The organism is Paenibacillus sp. BIHB 4019, from assembly GCF_002741035.1.
Classification (GTDB): Bacteria; Bacillota; Bacilli; order Paenibacillales; family Paenibacillaceae; genus Pristimantibacillus.
In genome coordinates, this window is the sequence record NZ_CP016808.1 from 5188752 (window position 1) to 5203475 (window position 14724).

Sequence of the window (14724 nt, forward strand, 5' to 3'; positions counted from 1 at the left end):
GAACGCTTAATTAGCCGCGAATTTGTCCAGAGCCGACAATCCGGTATTTGGTTGATGTGAGCGCAGGCAAGCCCATAGGCCCGCGTGCATGAAGCTTCTGCGTGCTTATGCCAATTTCAGCGCCAAAGCCGAATTCAAAGCCATCCGTGAAGCGAGTGGAAGCATTGTGATAGACGGCAGCCGCATCAATCTCCTGCATAAAGCGGGCTGCATTGCCTGCATCCTCGGTAACGATGCATTCGGAATGCTGTGTCCCGTAGTTGCTAATATGGGCGATGGCCTCATCCAGATTATCTACGATTTTCACGTTCAGAATATAGTCATTATACTCTGTCGCATAATCCTCATTCGTCGCTTGCTTGGCGTGAGGGATAAGCTTCATAACACGTTCGCAGCCGCGAAGTTCCACCTTTGCTGCAGTAAACTGCTCAGCAATGGAGAGAAGCGACTTGCTGGCAAAAGTTTCGTGTACAAGCAGCGTTTCCATGGAGTTGCAGACGGATGGACGCTGGGCTTTGGCATTGAGCGAAATGCTGGCCGCCATCTCCGCGTTTGCGCTCGCATCAATATAAGTATGGCAAATGCCTGCGCCAGTTTCAATGACTGGGACGGTAGCATTTTCAACGACGGTGCGAATGAGCGCAGACCCGCCGCGTGGAATAATGACATCGAGCAGTCCATTCAGCTTGAGCATTTCATTGACCGATGCGCGATCGGAATCTTCAATGAGCTGGAGGGCATCGGCTGGCAATGCCGTCGCCCTAAGCGCTTCACGCAGCACCTCGATAATTTTGCGATTCGATTCAAGTGCTGCCGAGCCGCCGCGGAGCACGACGCAGTTGCTAGTTTTGAGACATAATCCGGCCGCATCGACCGTCACATTCGGACGCGCTTCATAAATGATGCCAATAACGCCGAGCGGAACACGCGATTTTTCAATATGCAGCCCATTCGGACGATCGAACTGCTCCAGCAGCTCGCCAACTGGGTCCGGCAGATCAGCGATTTCACGGAGCGCTTGGGCAATTGCTTCAATTCTTGCCTCATCGAGAGCAAGACGGTCGAGCAGGGAGCGGCTAGTGCCGGCTGCTTCTCCATTTTGCAAATCGAGCTTGTTCGCATCAATAATATCAGATGTATGCGTAATTAAAGCGTCAGCGATCGTAAGCAGCGCCGCATTTTTCTGGTCGGTCGTTACGGTGTTCATAATACTGGCAGCACGTTTTGCCAATGTGGCTTTTTCGACGACTTCGCTTGTCATAGGTTTATTCCTCCTAAAAATAAGTATTGAAAAACGACTGGCCCTATTTATGAACAAGGGCTTATTTTAATGAAACCCATTCATCCCGGTGGATGACTTCGATCCGGCTCACGTCAATTCTGCGCTTCACTTCTTCGCTGCCAAGCCCGGCTGCGGCCTTAGCCTGCCAAGCAGCGTAATTGACGACGCCGCGCCCAATCGTTTCGCCGCCAGCGCTAAGCACCTCCACAATATCGCCGGGATGGAAATCGCCGCTGCTGCCTGTAATGCCGGCAGGGAGGAGGCTTTTGCCCCCTGTAAGCAGCGCAAGCTCAGCTCCTGCATCGACTGTAATCGTGCCTTGAGGCATCGAGTGGAAGCCCAGCCATTGCTTCTTCATCGGCAGGCTATGCATCTCCGTATCGAAATACGTGCCTTTGCCGGAGCCGCTTGTCGCAAGCGACAGATCTCCGGGCTGCTGCACTTTCCCGATAAAAGCGGGTACGCCGCCGCGCATGGCAATTCGGGCGGCTTCAATTTTGGAGCGCATCCCGCCCGTTCCGACTGCTGAGCCGGCACCGCCGGCGAATTTCATAATGTCTGCGGAAATGCTGCCGACTCGCTCGATTTTGACTGCTTGCGGATTTTTCCGCGGATCTTCCGTATACAAGCCATCCATATCCGTAATAATAATGAGCTGTCCGGCTTTCGTCATTGTTGCGACCAGTGCTGACAAATTGTCATTGTCGCCAAATTTCAGCTCATCGGTTGCGACGGTATCGTTCTCGTTAATAATCGGTATCGTGCGCAGCCTGAGCAGCTCTTCAATGGTCATCAAAGCGTTCTGAATTCGCTTGCGGTTAGAGAAGTCTGCCCGCGTCAGCAAAATTTGTGCTGCTCCGATACCGAACTGGCTAAAAGCTTCCTGATAAGCTTGCATGAGCAGCGCTTGCCCGACTGCGGCGGCCGCTTGCTTCTCGTGAACCGCTTTGGGCCGTGACTCATAGCCAATTTGGCGAAAGCCTGCGGCAACGGCACCGGAGGTGACTAATATGACCGAGCAGCCTGCTGCATGCAGCGCGGCAAGCTCGGAGACGAAATAAGCGATGCGTTCCTTGTTCAGTCCGCCTTCCTCGGAGGTTAGCGAGCTGCTGCCGATTTTTACAATGATTCGTTCCGCCATTTTCCCATCATCCCATTTCCTGACAAAATAAAAAAGACTCCCGTCCGTAAAGGACGAAAGTCTTATATGCTTCCGCGGTACCACCTTAATTGACTGTAGGCCGGTTAAGGCAAACAATCCTGCTTGGGCCTCGTAACAGGAGGTGCTGTCCGATTCATCATCGGCCGTTCAGGGGCAGGTTCAGCGAGCAGTCGAGGTAAATTCTTGCAGCCTCTGGAATTCACTCTCTGGGCACGACCTAGTCAAGCTTACTGGTCCCGTCATAACGTTTCATGTTCAGTTGATGTAAGCATATCATGATCGACGGGTGCTGTAAAGAGAGGCATTTGCAGGCGGTTAGGCTTTGAAAATGCCGAGCTTTCCAATACGTTCAACGGCTTCCTCCAGCCGAGCTTCGCTCGTAAGCAATCCAAGCCGGACATAGCCTTCGCCGAATGTGCCGAAGCCGACTCCAGGCGCGACAACGACATCTGCTTCCTGCAATACGAGATCCGCGAACGATTCGGATGTATAGCCTTCTGGAACAGGCAGCCAGCAGAAGAAGGAGCCTCCTGGACGCTCTGCTTTCCAGCCGATGCGATCCAGCGCGCCGAACAACGCTTCACGTCTGCGCTCATAGGTGGCATTCAGCTCTGTTACGCATTGCTGAGGTCCGGTTAGCGCCTCCGCAGCCGCTTCCTGTATGCCGCCAAACAGGCTGCAATAATAATGATCCTGCATGAGATTGATTAAAGAGATGACCTGCGGGTTGCCTAGTGCAAAACCTACGCGCCAGCCCGCCATATTGTAGGATTTGGACAATGTATAAAACTCTATGCCCACTTCTTTTGCTCCCGGCGTTTGCAGGAAGCTGACGGGACGCTCGCCATCAAAGCCAATCGCGCCATAAGCAAAATCACTTGCGACAACGACGCCTGTGCGGCGGGCGAATTCTACCGTCTGTTCATAAAATTCCGGATTCGCGACCGCTCCAGTCGGATTGTTCGGATAGTTCATAAACATGAGCTTAGCACGCCTAAGGGCGGCTTCGTCAATGGCGCCATAATCAGGCAAAAAGCGGTTTTCCGCCGTTAGCGGCATAAAATGCATATCCGCTCCAGCGAGCGCCACGCCTGACCAATAATCGGGATAGCCCGGGTCAGGCACGAGGCAAACATCGCCTGGATTAAGCAGGCACTGGCTAAGCTCCACCAGACCTGTCTTGCCGCCAAACAAAATGGCTACTTCTGTCGTTGGGTCTATATCGACGTTATAATCTTCCTTATAACGCTTTGCGACGGCTTCCTTGAGAAAAGGGTAGCCGCTAAAAGGCGGATAACGGTGATACATAGGGTTTGCGGCTGCTTCCTGTAGCTTGGCCACAATGTGCGGCGGAGTCGGCTGATCGGGATTGCCTTGTCCAAGGTTAATAATGTCGCGGCCTTTCGCGACTTGGGCATTAGCCTTAGCAACCAATTTAGCAAAAAATTGCGTCGGCAAGCCGGTCATACGATCTGCTGGTTTAATGATATGCTGTTCCAGCTTTGTTTCCATTTTATTCACACTCCACATCCAATAGTTGCTCATGAACAATAAGCCGTTAAGCATTACTGTAGCACGCAAAAACCATTTATGTCGAGTGATTCAGTTGGAATGAATTCGATGTTTTGGCTCACGGTGTCAAAAAGAGCATTTAAGCGGCCGGAATGCCGACTTTTTTAACAAAAGCTGCGATATCGGCTGTAAATAACAGCAGCAGCGGCCTGCGCTGTTCATCAAAAACTAACAGCTGCGGAACTTTGCCTTCGCATACGAACAGAAATACTTCGGTGGCATGGAGCGAAATATTGTTCGTGCTCAGCTTGTAAGGTTTAGCAAGAGGAACGCGATATACATAGGTGCAGGTGTTGTCATTCGTTAATTGGGGGGCAAGGCCTGTAATAGAGCCAAGCCAGCTGTTTGCCATCTTTTGATAATCCTTGTCATTCGGGACAGTCAGCACGACCTTGCCAGCTTTTACATCAAAAACTTGAACGGGACCTACCGTATGTTGCTCTTTCGCTGTCTCCTGGGCAAATCCGGTGGAGGCGAAAATAAATAATGAGCAAGCCGCGCACAGGGCAGCTATCCATTTTTGCAGCTTCATGTTATGCATGCTCCTTGTCTGTATATGGATTGGTAATTGTACTTGAGTTATCATCCCCATCTTGACACAGAACCATGTGAAGGTATCATTAGGGAAAATGAATGGTTGCAACATACAGGAGGCCTGACGAAGATGAATAATGAAAAATTAAACCTTGCGCTGCTGCAAATGGACATAAATGCAGGAAATCCGGAGGCGAACTTTGCCAAGCTTGCGCAAATGCTGGAGCAAGCGGTAAGCGGGGATCGCAAGCTTGATGTCATCGTGTTTCCTGAGATGTGGAACACCGGCTATGCGCTGACAGAAATCGAAACGCTGGCTGATGCGAATGGGGAGCGGACGAAGCAGTTTTTGTCAGCCTTTTCGGCCAAGCATCAAGTGAATATTGTTGCGGGCTCAATTGCGGAAAGCAGGGCGGATGGCGTTTACAATACAATATTTGCTTTCGACCGTGCAGGGGAAACGATTGCGGATTATTCTAAAATCCATCTGTTCCGTTTAATGGACGAGGAAAAATATTTGCAAGCGGGCGATAAGCTTGGTTCGTTTCAGCTTGGCGGACAAGAAGCCGGCATGATGATTTGTTATGATATCCGCTTCCCTGAGCTTGCTCGCAAGCTGGCGCTTGGAGGCGCAAAGCTGCTGTTTGTTCCAGCTGAATGGCCAAACCCGCGCCTGCATCACTGGAAAACGCTGCTGACGGCAAGAGCGATTGAAAATCAAATGTTCGTCATTGCCTGCAATCGGGTAGGGCAAAGCGGGGAAACGAGCTTTTTCGGGCATTCACTCGTCCTTGATCCGTGGGGAGAAACCATTGCTGAGGGTGGAGAGGACGAAGAAGTAATTTATGCAGAAATCGATCTTTCGCTCGTTGATGCGGTACGCGGAAAAATCCCCGTCTTCGAAGACCGGAGGCCAAATTTGTATTAAAAGCTTGGTGAAAAAAGTCAAGAAAAATGAAAAGGTTGGGGTTAAATAGCCCTCGTGCGGGCAGCCCAACCTTCTTACATTTAGCCTTTTTTTTCAATACCATTTTTTAGCGAATCATTTATTTATAATGGACGATCGTTTTGTTCATCGTTCGAATGAATGCCTCCGTAGCTTTGGACAGGTAGCGCCCCTTGCGGCTGGCGATGACTAGTGTCCGTGACGCTTTGGGGGAAAGGGGCAAGTAGATGGGGGCGAATTCGCTCCCTCTTTGCCGTGTCAGCATTTTCGGGACGAAGGCGATGCCCATGCCGCCCGCAACGAGCGATTGGACGGTTTCAATATTGCTGCTTTCAAAGACGATTTGCGGCGTAAAGCCGGAAGCCTGGCACAGCTCGACCGTAATTTGCCGGAAGCCCTGGCCTTTTTTTAATCCGATAAAGGGTTCATTGCGCAATATGCTTATCGGTACAGGCTCCGAGCTTTCCGCAAGCGGATGCTGCGGCGGAATCGCCAAGCAAATTTCTTCTTCCATTAAAGGCTCCCATGCAAGCGAGGTGTCGGCAAGCGGGAGGGACAGCAAGCTGAGGTCGGTGCCGCCGCTTGCTGTAAGCTGCTCCAGCTTTGCCGAAGTATCCTCTACAAGCACCACTTCGATTTGTGGATATTGGGCGCCGAATACCGGCAGGACGAGCGGCAAAATGTGCGAGCCCGTAATCGGCAGCGTTCCGACGACGAGCCGCCCGCGCCGCATTTGCGCCATATCATCCATTTCCTGCTTTAATTGTTCAATCGCATCGAGAATCGTTTGGGACTTGTCAACAAATACCTGACCAGCCTGCGTAAGCTCAACCGAGTTGGTCGTGCGCCGAAACAGCAGCACGCCAAGCTCCTGCTCCAGCTTAGACAGCTGCTGGCTGAGCGAGGGCTGGGCGATATGCAGCTTTTCCGCTGCGCGGGAGAAGTTTTTTTCAATTGCGATTTGCAGCACATACTGCAGTTGTCTGAGCTCCATGGGCATCCTTCGCTTTCTATTTTTCTGGGAAGAGCTTCTTCATTTACCGTTATAGTTGTTACCTATAGACATTATAGATATTATATCTTGGATCAATCAAGTGCCAGATGTTATGCTTAGAGCATCATTTTTGAAGAGAAGTCGAACGATGGGGTGAATTTAATGGCTAAAAGAACGATGTTTGAGAAGATTTGGGATAATCACGTCATTAATCAAGAAGAAGGCAAACCAAGTATCATTTATATCGATCTTCAACTGGTTCACGAAGTAACTTCGCCGCAAGCTTTCGAAGGCCTTCGCATGTCGGGTCGTAAAGTACGTCGTCCGGACTTGACATTTGCAACGATGGATCACAACGTTCCTACGAAAGACCGCTATAATATTAAAGATCCTATTTCCAAGCAGCAAATTGATACACTGACGCAAAACTGTAAAGATTTCGGCGTAAAGCTGTTCGATCTTGACAATATTGACCAAGGCGTTGTACACGTTATGGGTCCTGAAATTGGCCTGACGCATCCGGGCAAAACGATCGTTTGCGGCGACAGCCACACGTCCACGCATGGTGCGTTCGGCGCGCTAGCATTTGGTATCGGTACTTCCGAGGTTGAGCACGTAATGGCAACACAATGCTTGCAGCAATCGAAAGCAAAAACGATGGAAGTTCGCTTCACGGGCAACCGCAAACCGGGCGTAACGGCAAAAGATATGATTTTGGGCGTTATCGCAAAATACGGCACGGACTTCGCTACTGGCTACGTTATCGAGTACACAGGCGAATCGATCCGCTCGCTGACGATGGAAGAGCGTATGACGGTTTGCAACATGTCGATCGAAGGCGGCGCTCGCGCAGGCCTGATCGCTCCTGACGAAACGACTTTCAACTATCTTCGCGGACGCGAATATGCTCCAGCAGATTATGATGCAGCTGTAGAAGAGTGGAAATTGCTTTCCACCGACGAAGGCGCAGCTTATGATACGATTGTTGATTTTGATGTAGATTCCCTGATTCCGCAAGTAACCTGGGGTACAAGCCCTGGCATGGGTACGGATATTACTTCTTCCGTTCCTTACCCAGAACAGCTTCCTACGGAAAATGAGCGTAAAGCTGCTGAGAAAGCACTTGAATATATGGATCTGAAGCCAGGTACGCCTATGAATGAAATCGAGATCGATTATGTATTTATCGGTTCTTGTACAAATGGACGTATTGAGGATCTGCGTGCTGCTGCTGAAATCGCTCGCGGCTACAAAGTTAGCGATAAAGTGACAGCAATCGTCGTTCCAGGCTCGGGCCGCGTTAAAATTCAGGCTGAGAAAGAAGGCCTTGATAAAGTATTTATCGAAGCAGGTTTCGAATGGCGTGAAGCAGGCTGCTCGATGTGTCTGGCAATGAATCCGGACGTTCTGCAGCCAGGACAGCGCTGTGCTTCGACATCGAACCGTAACTTCGAAGGCCGCCAAGGCCGCGGAGGCCGTACGCATCTCGTATCCCCAGCAATGGCTGTTGCTGCAGCTGTTATGGGCCGTTTTACAGATGTGCGTGATTGGAATGTCAAAACAGAAGTCTTGAACTAATCAGGACGTGCGAGAGGGGTATTACCGATATGGAACCATTTAAACAGTTTACGGGCATTGTTGCTCCAGTCGATCGCGTTAACGTAGATACGGATGCGATCATTCCTAAGCAATTTTTGAAGCGTATTGAGCGCAGCGGCTTTGGACAATTTCTATTTTTCGAATGGCGTTTTCATGAGAACGGTGAAGTGAACGTTGATTTTGAACCGAATAAGCCTCGTTATCAAGGCGCTTCCGTTCTTATCTCTCGTGCTAACTTCGGCTGCGGCTCTTCACGTGAGCATGCGCCATGGGCCATTCTTGACTATGGCTATAAAGTCGTTATTGCACCGTCTTATGCAGATATTTTCTACAATAACTGTTTCAAAAACGGCATTTTGCCGCTTAAGCTGAGCGAAGAGCAGGTTGAAGATCTGTTCCAGCGCACGGCGAAGCATGATGGCTACAAGCTGAACGTTGATCTGGAAAACAATCGTCTGACTGATGATTATGGTCTGGAAATCAACTTTGAGCTGGATGAGCACCGTCGCCAGTTTTTGCTGCAAGGCCTTGATGATATCGGCCTTACGCTGATGCATGAAGATAAAATTACAGCTTACGAGCAAAAACGTGCTGCAAAAGCGCACGCATAAGCAGTAAATAAGAAAAACGGCTGTCGCCGCCCTCTGGCGGCGACAGCCGTTTCATTACGAGAAATATAGCGAAAGATGGAAAAACGATATACTTTCCTATCTTTTAAAAAGAGGGCATTTTCCTGTCGGAAAAATTGTCCTCTTTTTTCCTCTATACGCAACTTTTTCTGACGCGTTGCGTCTAATATTTTAGTCTGTTTAAGTCGAATGCACCCCATTCGATGAGGGCAATTTCAGTCATCGAGGTGGAAAATGAAGAAATTTGTACCGATTCTGTTGCTCATGTCGTTTTTGTTCACGCTGTTTTCTAGTGCAGGACATGCTGCCGAGGTTGTGCCAAAGCTTTATTTGAATGGGGCTTTACTGGATTCGAAGGTAGCGCCGCAAATCGTAGACAACAAGTATACGCTTGTACCGATTCGGCTCGTGTCGGAGAGTATCGGATACAAAGTAGGCTGGTCGTCAGCTACACAGACAGTTACTGTACATAATGGCTCTGATTCAATCGTACTTACTATTAACCAGGATGTCGCTTTTGTTAACAATGAGCAGGTGAAGCTGGATACGCCAGCTTTGCTGCAAAAAGGGACAACCCTTATTCCGCTGCGTTTCGTTGGGGAATCTCTCGGAATGCAGGTCAATTGGGACCAAACGACAAAATCCGTCCAATTGTTTAAAGAAGCGGAGCCAACGCCTACGCCAACTCCATCTACAGATCCGGTTGTCACACAACCCGATGGTGTTGTAACGGACATTTCGTATGACAATGAAAATGCGATTATTATTCACTACGAGGGAAGCGCTGTCTACAATCAGCCTTTCAAGCTCGAAAGCCCGAAACGAATTGTAATGGACATTCCTAACGTGTCCTATTCGGATACGCTTTTAGCGCAGCTTGGCTCAGGTCAGATCAATCTTGAGGCAGGCGAGCATCCTTATTTGAGCGGTATCCGCTATTCCTTGTTCTCGTCAAGCCCGGCAACTGTACGTATCGTGCTTGACCTGAAAGCAGATGCCGATGTGGATGTCATCAACAGTGCGCTAGGCGAAATTCGCATCAATGTCATTGATCCGCTGCCAGTGCAAGCTACTCCAACGCCAACACCGACGCCTTCAGCGACGCCAACGCCAACTGCAGGTCCGACACTGCCAGCAAACGGTGTTTATTCTATCGTAATTGACGCGGGACATGGCGGCTCTGATCCAGGAGCTAAAGGAATTAATGGCAGATGGGAGAAGGAATTTAATCTCAGCCTTTCTTTGAAAGTGAAGGCTCTGCTTGATAAGGAGTCGAAAATAAAAGCGTATTTATCCCGTCCCGATGACAATTATGTCAAGCTGGAGGATCGGGTAAAGTTTGCTGAAAATCTTAAAGCTAATCTATTCTTGTCTATTCATGCCAACAGCAATCCGAGCAGCGCCGCAACGGGCACGGAAACCTACTACACAAGAGCTAGCAGCAAGGCGTTTGCCGATGCGGTACACAAGCAGTTTGCCAAAGCAACAGGCCTTAAGGATCGCGGCGTCAAGCAGCAGAGCTTGCATGTGACAAGGGAAACGACGATGCCGGCCATTTTGCTCGAAGCAGGATTTTTGTCTAACGCAGACGATTACAAGAAGCTGTTTGATGAATCCGTGCAAAATAAAATCGCTGCCGGAATTGTAGCAGGAATCAAGGACTATTTGAAGCTATCGTAGAGACAGGGGGATAACAGATGCTGCGAACAGTGAGCAAGTTCATGTTGACTTTATGTATAGTTGGACTCGTTGCGGGCTGTGCAGCGGTTAACAAGCCAGCTGAATCAGGCGCGGGCAGCAGCCCGTCGCCTTCTATTCAGCCATCCGCTGCTCCGACGGCCGAGCCGTCAATTGAGCCTGCAAAACAGACAGCAGAAATAAAGGTATTTGCGGGAAATGAAGAGCTGGATGGCATAGTGGAGCAGCAGGTTCAGGTTGCATACAGCTCGGATCTGGAGTTAGTTCAAAACGCAATTACAGCATTGCAGCAAGCGGAGGGCGAAGGCGCTGTATCGCTGTGGAAGCTGATTGAGATTAAATCGGTGTTGCTGGGAAGCGATGGACAGGTGACGATTGATCTTCATCTGTCTGACGAGTCCCGGCTTGGTTCGCCTGGCGAAGTATTAGTGCTGGAGACGCTCCAAAAAACATTGTTCCAGTTCGAATTTGTAAAATCCTATGATTTGCTCATCGATGGAGACAGCGCAGATACGCTGATGGGCCATGTTGAGCTTGAGCATCCAACACTAAAGCCGTAGCTTAGCCGCCAGAGGACGTTTTCAGTTGTTTACGCTTGTATAGAAAGAAAATGATAGATAATGAATAATAGAGTGTAATCAATTAGAAATTCCATTTAATACGTATTGAAACTATTTGGGGGGAACGATAACGATGGCATTGTCACGATCATCTAAATCTATCATTGCAGGTACAATTGCATTTTCCATTTTGGCGGGGCCTTTTGCGGTTCCCGCCCCTATTTCGTATGCGGCGTCTGTCAGCTCCAACCCGTTTAGCGATGTAGCATCGAATCACTGGGCGCAAAAGCATATTACGAAGCTGTCGCTTCAAGGCATCATTAATGGCTCTAACGGCCTGTTCCGTCCGGCTGATAATGTAACGCAGCAGGAAGCCGTTCTTATGGCTTTGCGTTTTATTGGAGCAGCAAGTGAAGCTCCGGCTGATGATACCGTTGCTTTTCCAGAAACGTTTGTCGTTAAGAGCGACTTTAAAGGCGAAGTGAAGCTTGCTTTCGATAAAGGCTTGCTGGATCAGGCTGAAGAATATGCGCTTGCCGCTTCCGGCGATCAAGCTGTAGGCTGGGGGCAACGCCCTGCCACTCGTGAATGGGTGACGAAGCTGCTCATTCGTGCTATTAACCAGAAGAGCACAGCGGATAGCCTGCAGAACGCTGTTTCATCGTTTAATGATGCAGATCAAATTGCTAGCAGCTACCGTGGCTATGTCAATGCGGCTGTTTCACTAGATTTGGTTAAAGGGGTAACAGCAGTTAAGTTCGATCCTAAAGCGAATGTAAACCGTGCAAGCCTTGCAACGCTGTTCAGCCGTGCTGAGAAGCTGTATCCGGTGGAATATGCAGGCCAAGCAACGGGTGTGCTGCTGCAATCTAGCGATACGGGCATAACGATTTATAGCAAATCACAATCAGCTGTATATACGCTCAGCGCAGATACGGTCATCTATCGTTATGACTCAGAAACGCCAATTGCAGCCAAAGATCTTGTGCAATATGCAAATGTAACGGTCATTACGAAATCGGGCGGGGCTGCTTACGTGGAGCTTCAGGATGATAAGCCGCAAATTAAAACGATCACAGGTACGGTTGGCCGCGTGCTGCCGGATCAGAAGATGCTGTATGTGTGGATAGATAATAAGCCGGTAGAGGTTTATTATGACGACTCGCTTATCTTAACCGAAACGTCTGGCAAGACGATTGCCATTAGCGACTTGAAAGAAAACAGCGCAATTACAGTGACACAGGATACGTTCCGTACATCTCCTAAAGCGCTGAAAATTACAGTTGACCAACAAACAGGAGCGGCTGTGCTCAAAGGCACGTTTATTTCCGGCGATGCAAGCGTCCTTACTTATGAAGACAGCGCTGGCAAGCTGAACTCCAAATTTTTGAGCAGCACGGTTGAAATAATAATCGAAGGCATCGTTGGGCCAACGGTTGGCGATTTGATTAAAGATGTGGATCAACTGCAAATTACAACGAATGACCAGGACCAGATTACAAAAATCGAGGTCGTAAACCGCAACGTTCAGACGCTCGTTGGCGCTCAGGTGGAAAGCTATAACGCGGACAAAAAATTCCTTGTCGTTTTTGACTCTACAGGGACAAAAGCCTATCCGCTTTATTTGACTGACAAAACGAGAATTGACAACAACGGCATCGCAATCAAGCTGGAGGACATTGGCACTTGGCTGACTAAAAACCGCAAACTGACGATTACGTACAGCGGCGATAAGGTAGTGTCCTTGTCGATTGCAAGCAAATATACAGGCAAGCTCGTCTCTATTAATGCTTCGAGCAATTCCGTTACGCTGAGCGTGCCTGGCGGCGTAGATGTTACCGTTACTTATTCGGCGCCAACGGTAGAAGTTCCGGGCATTGCAGCAGCATCTCTGACTGATCTCAAAGTTGGCGATACGATTACAACGGTTATGAATGTGAATCAGGATCGGGCAACGCTCATTCAGGTTCATCGTCCAATTCAATACGAAGTACGTGCTGTCAACACTGGCACCAAAAAGGTTACGGTCGTTAATGCGCAAAATGTACAGACAGATCTAGTGCTGTCGGGAATCGACATTACGAATGAGGCAGGAAGCAAAGTAGCAATCGATACGCTTGTTCCGGGCACTTTGATTAATGTCAGCTACATTGGCAAGCAAATTACAGCCGTGAAATCCATCGTCGTTTCTTATGGAACCGTTCAATCGGTAGGCACGAACAGCATTACGCTGACGAATGAGAATGGCCAGACAACAACGGTTGCACTTGGCCAAACATTTTTAATTACAAAGGGCACATCGGCTTCTGCGACTACGTCAACGCTTGCAACGGGAGACCGGATCCAACTGAGCAAAAATGAAAATGATGTCGTGCTGGTTACAGTCGCTGTTGGCCAGACGAGAACATTTTGGCAGTATGACGCTACGGCTGGACAGCTGTGGACGCTCAAAACGACCGATGCCGACAATGCCAATTATTTTTACGTGACAGGTTCAACAAAGCTGCTAAAAGATGGAAAAACGATTTCGCTGCAGGATATTAAATACGGCGATCAGATCATCGTTTATGCTTTCAAAAATAAAGCCGTGGAAATTGTAAAAGTGTAAATTGGTAAGGTTATGTGACAAACTGCCCTACGGGGCAGTTTTTTTATGCTTTTTTCAATATTTATGGTGGATTATAGTTGCATGGCGGGACGTTTTTCGCTACACTTTGAACGATAGTGTTTGGAATGGGAGAGAGGACGATGAATGCGAAGCAGAAGATGCGACACATATTGGATACTCTTGCGGAGATGTTTCCGGACGCACACTGCGAGCTGAACCATTCTAATCCGTTTGAGCTGACGATTGCCGTTCTGATGTCTGCACAATGTACCGATGAAATGGTGAACAAAGTAACAGCCAACTTATTTCAGAAGTATAAGCAGCCGGAGGACTATGTGGCGGTTCCGCTGGAAGAGCTGGAGCAGGATATTCGAAGAATCGGTCTATTCCGAAGCAAAGCTTCCAATATTCAAAAATTGTGCCGTATTCTCATTGATAAATATGATGGAGAAACTCCTTCCACGCATGAGCAGCTGGTCGAGCTGCCGGGCGTTGGACGCAAGACGGCTAATGTCGTCATGTCTAATGCGTTTAATGTGCCGGCTATTGCCGTCGATACTCACGTTGAGCGTGTATCCAAGCGCCTTTCGATAGCGAAGCCTGATGATTCTGTGCTGGAAGTTGAGAAGAAGCTTATGAAGCTTGTTCCCAAAGACGAATGGACCCTTACCCATCATCGGCTCATTTTTTTCGGCCGCTATCATTGCAAGGCGCAAAATCCGCAATGTCCGATATGTCCGCTGCTGGATATGTGCAAAGAAGGAAAACAACGTATGAAGCCCGGCTTAAACAAGAAGACTGTTAAGAGAGTGGCTAAATAAGGTTGGCTAAGAAGCAAATACTTTTAAAATGAAGGATGATGACAGTGAAGTGTATTTCCGTGTATACAAATAGTTTTGAGCTTTTCTCCGATATTTATGAGCAAGTGCTTAGCTCCCCGCCAGAAGAAAACGAAGATATCGTAGTGGAAGGCGTAACTGTTAGCGGCTCCGGCGACGTGCCTGACCAATATATCGAGCGTATGCGCCAAAAACCGGAAGTCGTTGTTATGCGCGAAAAAGAGCGTAACATTATGATTTTGCAGCATGGCAATGTATTCGAAATTTGCCTGCCTTCCGATGACGAGGAAATCGCATAGGT

The 14724-nt window shown here is 48.9% G+C and carries 13 protein-coding genes; 8 read left to right on the forward strand and 5 right to left on the reverse strand.

Annotation, left to right across the window (positions count from 1 at the left end; genetic code table 11):
- Positions 1–10: 10 nt before the first annotated feature.
- The 4 genes from BBD42_RS22685 to BBD42_RS22700 all read right to left on the reverse strand — a co-directional run bounded on the left by BBD42_RS22685 (position 11) and on the right by BBD42_RS22700 (position 4548).
- On the reverse strand, positions 11–1261 hold the full coding sequence (locus BBD42_RS22685; protein WP_099519982.1) for a glutamate-5-semialdehyde dehydrogenase: 1251 nt from the start codon (positions 1259–1261) through the stop codon (positions 11–13).
- A 61-nt stretch (positions 1262–1322) separates the two neighbouring features.
- Positions 1323–2423, reverse strand: coding sequence for a glutamate 5-kinase (gene proB, locus BBD42_RS22690; protein WP_099519983.1), 1101 nt, complete (start codon positions 2421–2423; stop codon positions 1323–1325).
- A 336-nt stretch (positions 2424–2759) separates the two neighbouring features.
- Complete coding sequence (locus tag BBD42_RS22695) at positions 2760–3956, reverse strand: pyridoxal phosphate-dependent aminotransferase (RefSeq protein ID WP_099519984.1); 1197 nt, start codon at positions 3954–3956, stop codon at positions 2760–2762.
- A 139-nt stretch (positions 3957–4095) separates the two neighbouring features.
- The gene (locus BBD42_RS22700) at positions 4096–4548 is read right to left on the reverse strand and encodes a hypothetical protein (RefSeq protein ID WP_216364863.1); all 453 of its coding nucleotides are present in this window, start codon (positions 4546–4548) and stop codon (positions 4096–4098) included.
- 132 nt (positions 4549–4680) lie between these two features.
- Here BBD42_RS22700 and BBD42_RS22705 point away from each other — a divergent pair, with 132 nt between their 5' ends.
- Positions 4681–5478, forward strand: a complete 798-nt coding sequence (locus tag BBD42_RS22705) for a carbon-nitrogen family hydrolase (RefSeq protein ID WP_099519985.1) — start codon at positions 4681–4683, stop codon at positions 5476–5478.
- 118 nt (positions 5479–5596) lie between these two features.
- On the opposite strand, the gene BBD42_RS22710 is transcribed toward BBD42_RS22705, so the two are convergent.
- A complete protein-coding gene (locus BBD42_RS22710; RefSeq protein ID WP_099519986.1) occupies positions 5597–6490 on the reverse strand; it encodes a LysR family transcriptional regulator in 894 nt (297 codons plus the stop codon).
- Positions 6491–6652: 162 nt separating this feature from the next.
- Here BBD42_RS22710 and leuC point away from each other — a divergent pair, with 162 nt between their 5' ends.
- The 7 genes from leuC (at position 6653) to BBD42_RS22745 (ending at position 14722) form a co-directional block, all read left to right on the forward strand.
- Positions 6653–8068, forward strand: coding sequence for a 3-isopropylmalate dehydratase large subunit (gene leuC, locus BBD42_RS22715; protein ID WP_099519987.1), 1416 nt, complete (start codon positions 6653–6655; stop codon positions 8066–8068).
- Positions 8069–8097: 29 nt separating this feature from the next.
- Positions 8098–8700: a 3-isopropylmalate dehydratase small subunit gene (gene leuD, locus BBD42_RS22720; RefSeq protein ID WP_099519988.1), complete on the forward strand. Its 603-nt coding sequence runs from the start codon at positions 8098–8100 to the stop codon at positions 8698–8700.
- Between the two features lie 252 nt (positions 8701–8952).
- Positions 8953–10398, forward strand: a complete 1446-nt coding sequence (locus tag BBD42_RS22725; RefSeq protein WP_099519989.1) for an N-acetylmuramoyl-L-alanine amidase family protein — start codon at positions 8953–8955, stop codon at positions 10396–10398.
- A 17-nt stretch (positions 10399–10415) separates the two neighbouring features.
- Entirely contained in the window at positions 10416–10976 is a 561-nt protein-coding gene (locus BBD42_RS22730; RefSeq protein ID WP_099519990.1) for a GerMN domain-containing protein, read from the forward strand.
- Between the two features lie 133 nt (positions 10977–11109).
- A complete protein-coding gene (locus BBD42_RS22735; protein ID WP_099519991.1) occupies positions 11110–13584 on the forward strand; it encodes an S-layer homology domain-containing protein in 2475 nt (824 codons plus the stop codon).
- A gap of 140 nt (positions 13585–13724) precedes the next feature.
- The gene (gene nth / locus BBD42_RS22740; protein WP_099519992.1) at positions 13725–14405 is read left to right on the forward strand and encodes an endonuclease III; all 681 of its coding nucleotides are present in this window, start codon (positions 13725–13727) and stop codon (positions 14403–14405) included.
- A gap of 44 nt (positions 14406–14449) precedes the next feature.
- Complete coding sequence (locus BBD42_RS22745) at positions 14450–14722, forward strand: hypothetical protein (RefSeq protein WP_046234755.1); 273 nt, start codon at positions 14450–14452, stop codon at positions 14720–14722.
- Positions 14723–14724: the final 2 nt, after the last annotated feature.

Bases quoted from the DNA above. Each gene is read 5' to 3' on its own strand.
- BBD42_RS22685 (WP_099519982.1), bottom strand. From the start codon at position 1,261: ATGACAAGCGAAGTCGTCGAAAAAGCCACATTGGCAAAACGTGCTGCC.
- BBD42_RS22725 (WP_099519989.1), top strand. From the start codon at position 8,953: ATGAAGAAATTTGTACCGATTCTGTTGCTCATGTCGTTTTTGTTCACG.
- leuC (WP_099519987.1), top strand. From the start codon at position 6,653: ATGGCTAAAAGAACGATGTTTGAGAAGATTTGGGATAATCACGTCATT.
- proB (WP_099519983.1), bottom strand. From the start codon at position 2,423: ATGGCGGAACGAATCATTGTAAAAATCGGCAGCAGCTCGCTAACCTCC.
- BBD42_RS22735 (WP_099519991.1), top strand. From the start codon at position 11,110: ATGGCATTGTCACGATCATCTAAATCTATCATTGCAGGTACAATTGCA.
- BBD42_RS22730 (WP_099519990.1), top strand. From the start codon at position 10,416: ATGCTGCGAACAGTGAGCAAGTTCATGTTGACTTTATGTATAGTTGGA.
- BBD42_RS22705 (WP_099519985.1), top strand. From the start codon at position 4,681: ATGAATAATGAAAAATTAAACCTTGCGCTGCTGCAAATGGACATAAAT.
- BBD42_RS22700 (WP_216364863.1), bottom strand. From the start codon at position 4,548: ATGAAGCTGCAAAAATGGATAGCTGCCCTGTGCGCGGCTTGCTCATTA.
- leuD (WP_099519988.1), top strand. From the start codon at position 8,098: ATGGAACCATTTAAACAGTTTACGGGCATTGTTGCTCCAGTCGATCGC.
- BBD42_RS22695 (WP_099519984.1), bottom strand. From the start codon at position 3,956: ATGGAAACAAAGCTGGAACAGCATATCATTAAACCAGCAGATCGTATG.
- nth (WP_099519992.1), top strand. From the start codon at position 13,725: ATGAATGCGAAGCAGAAGATGCGACACATATTGGATACTCTTGCGGAG.
- BBD42_RS22710 (WP_099519986.1), bottom strand. From the start codon at position 6,490: ATGGAGCTCAGACAACTGCAGTATGTGCTGCAAATCGCAATTGAAAAA.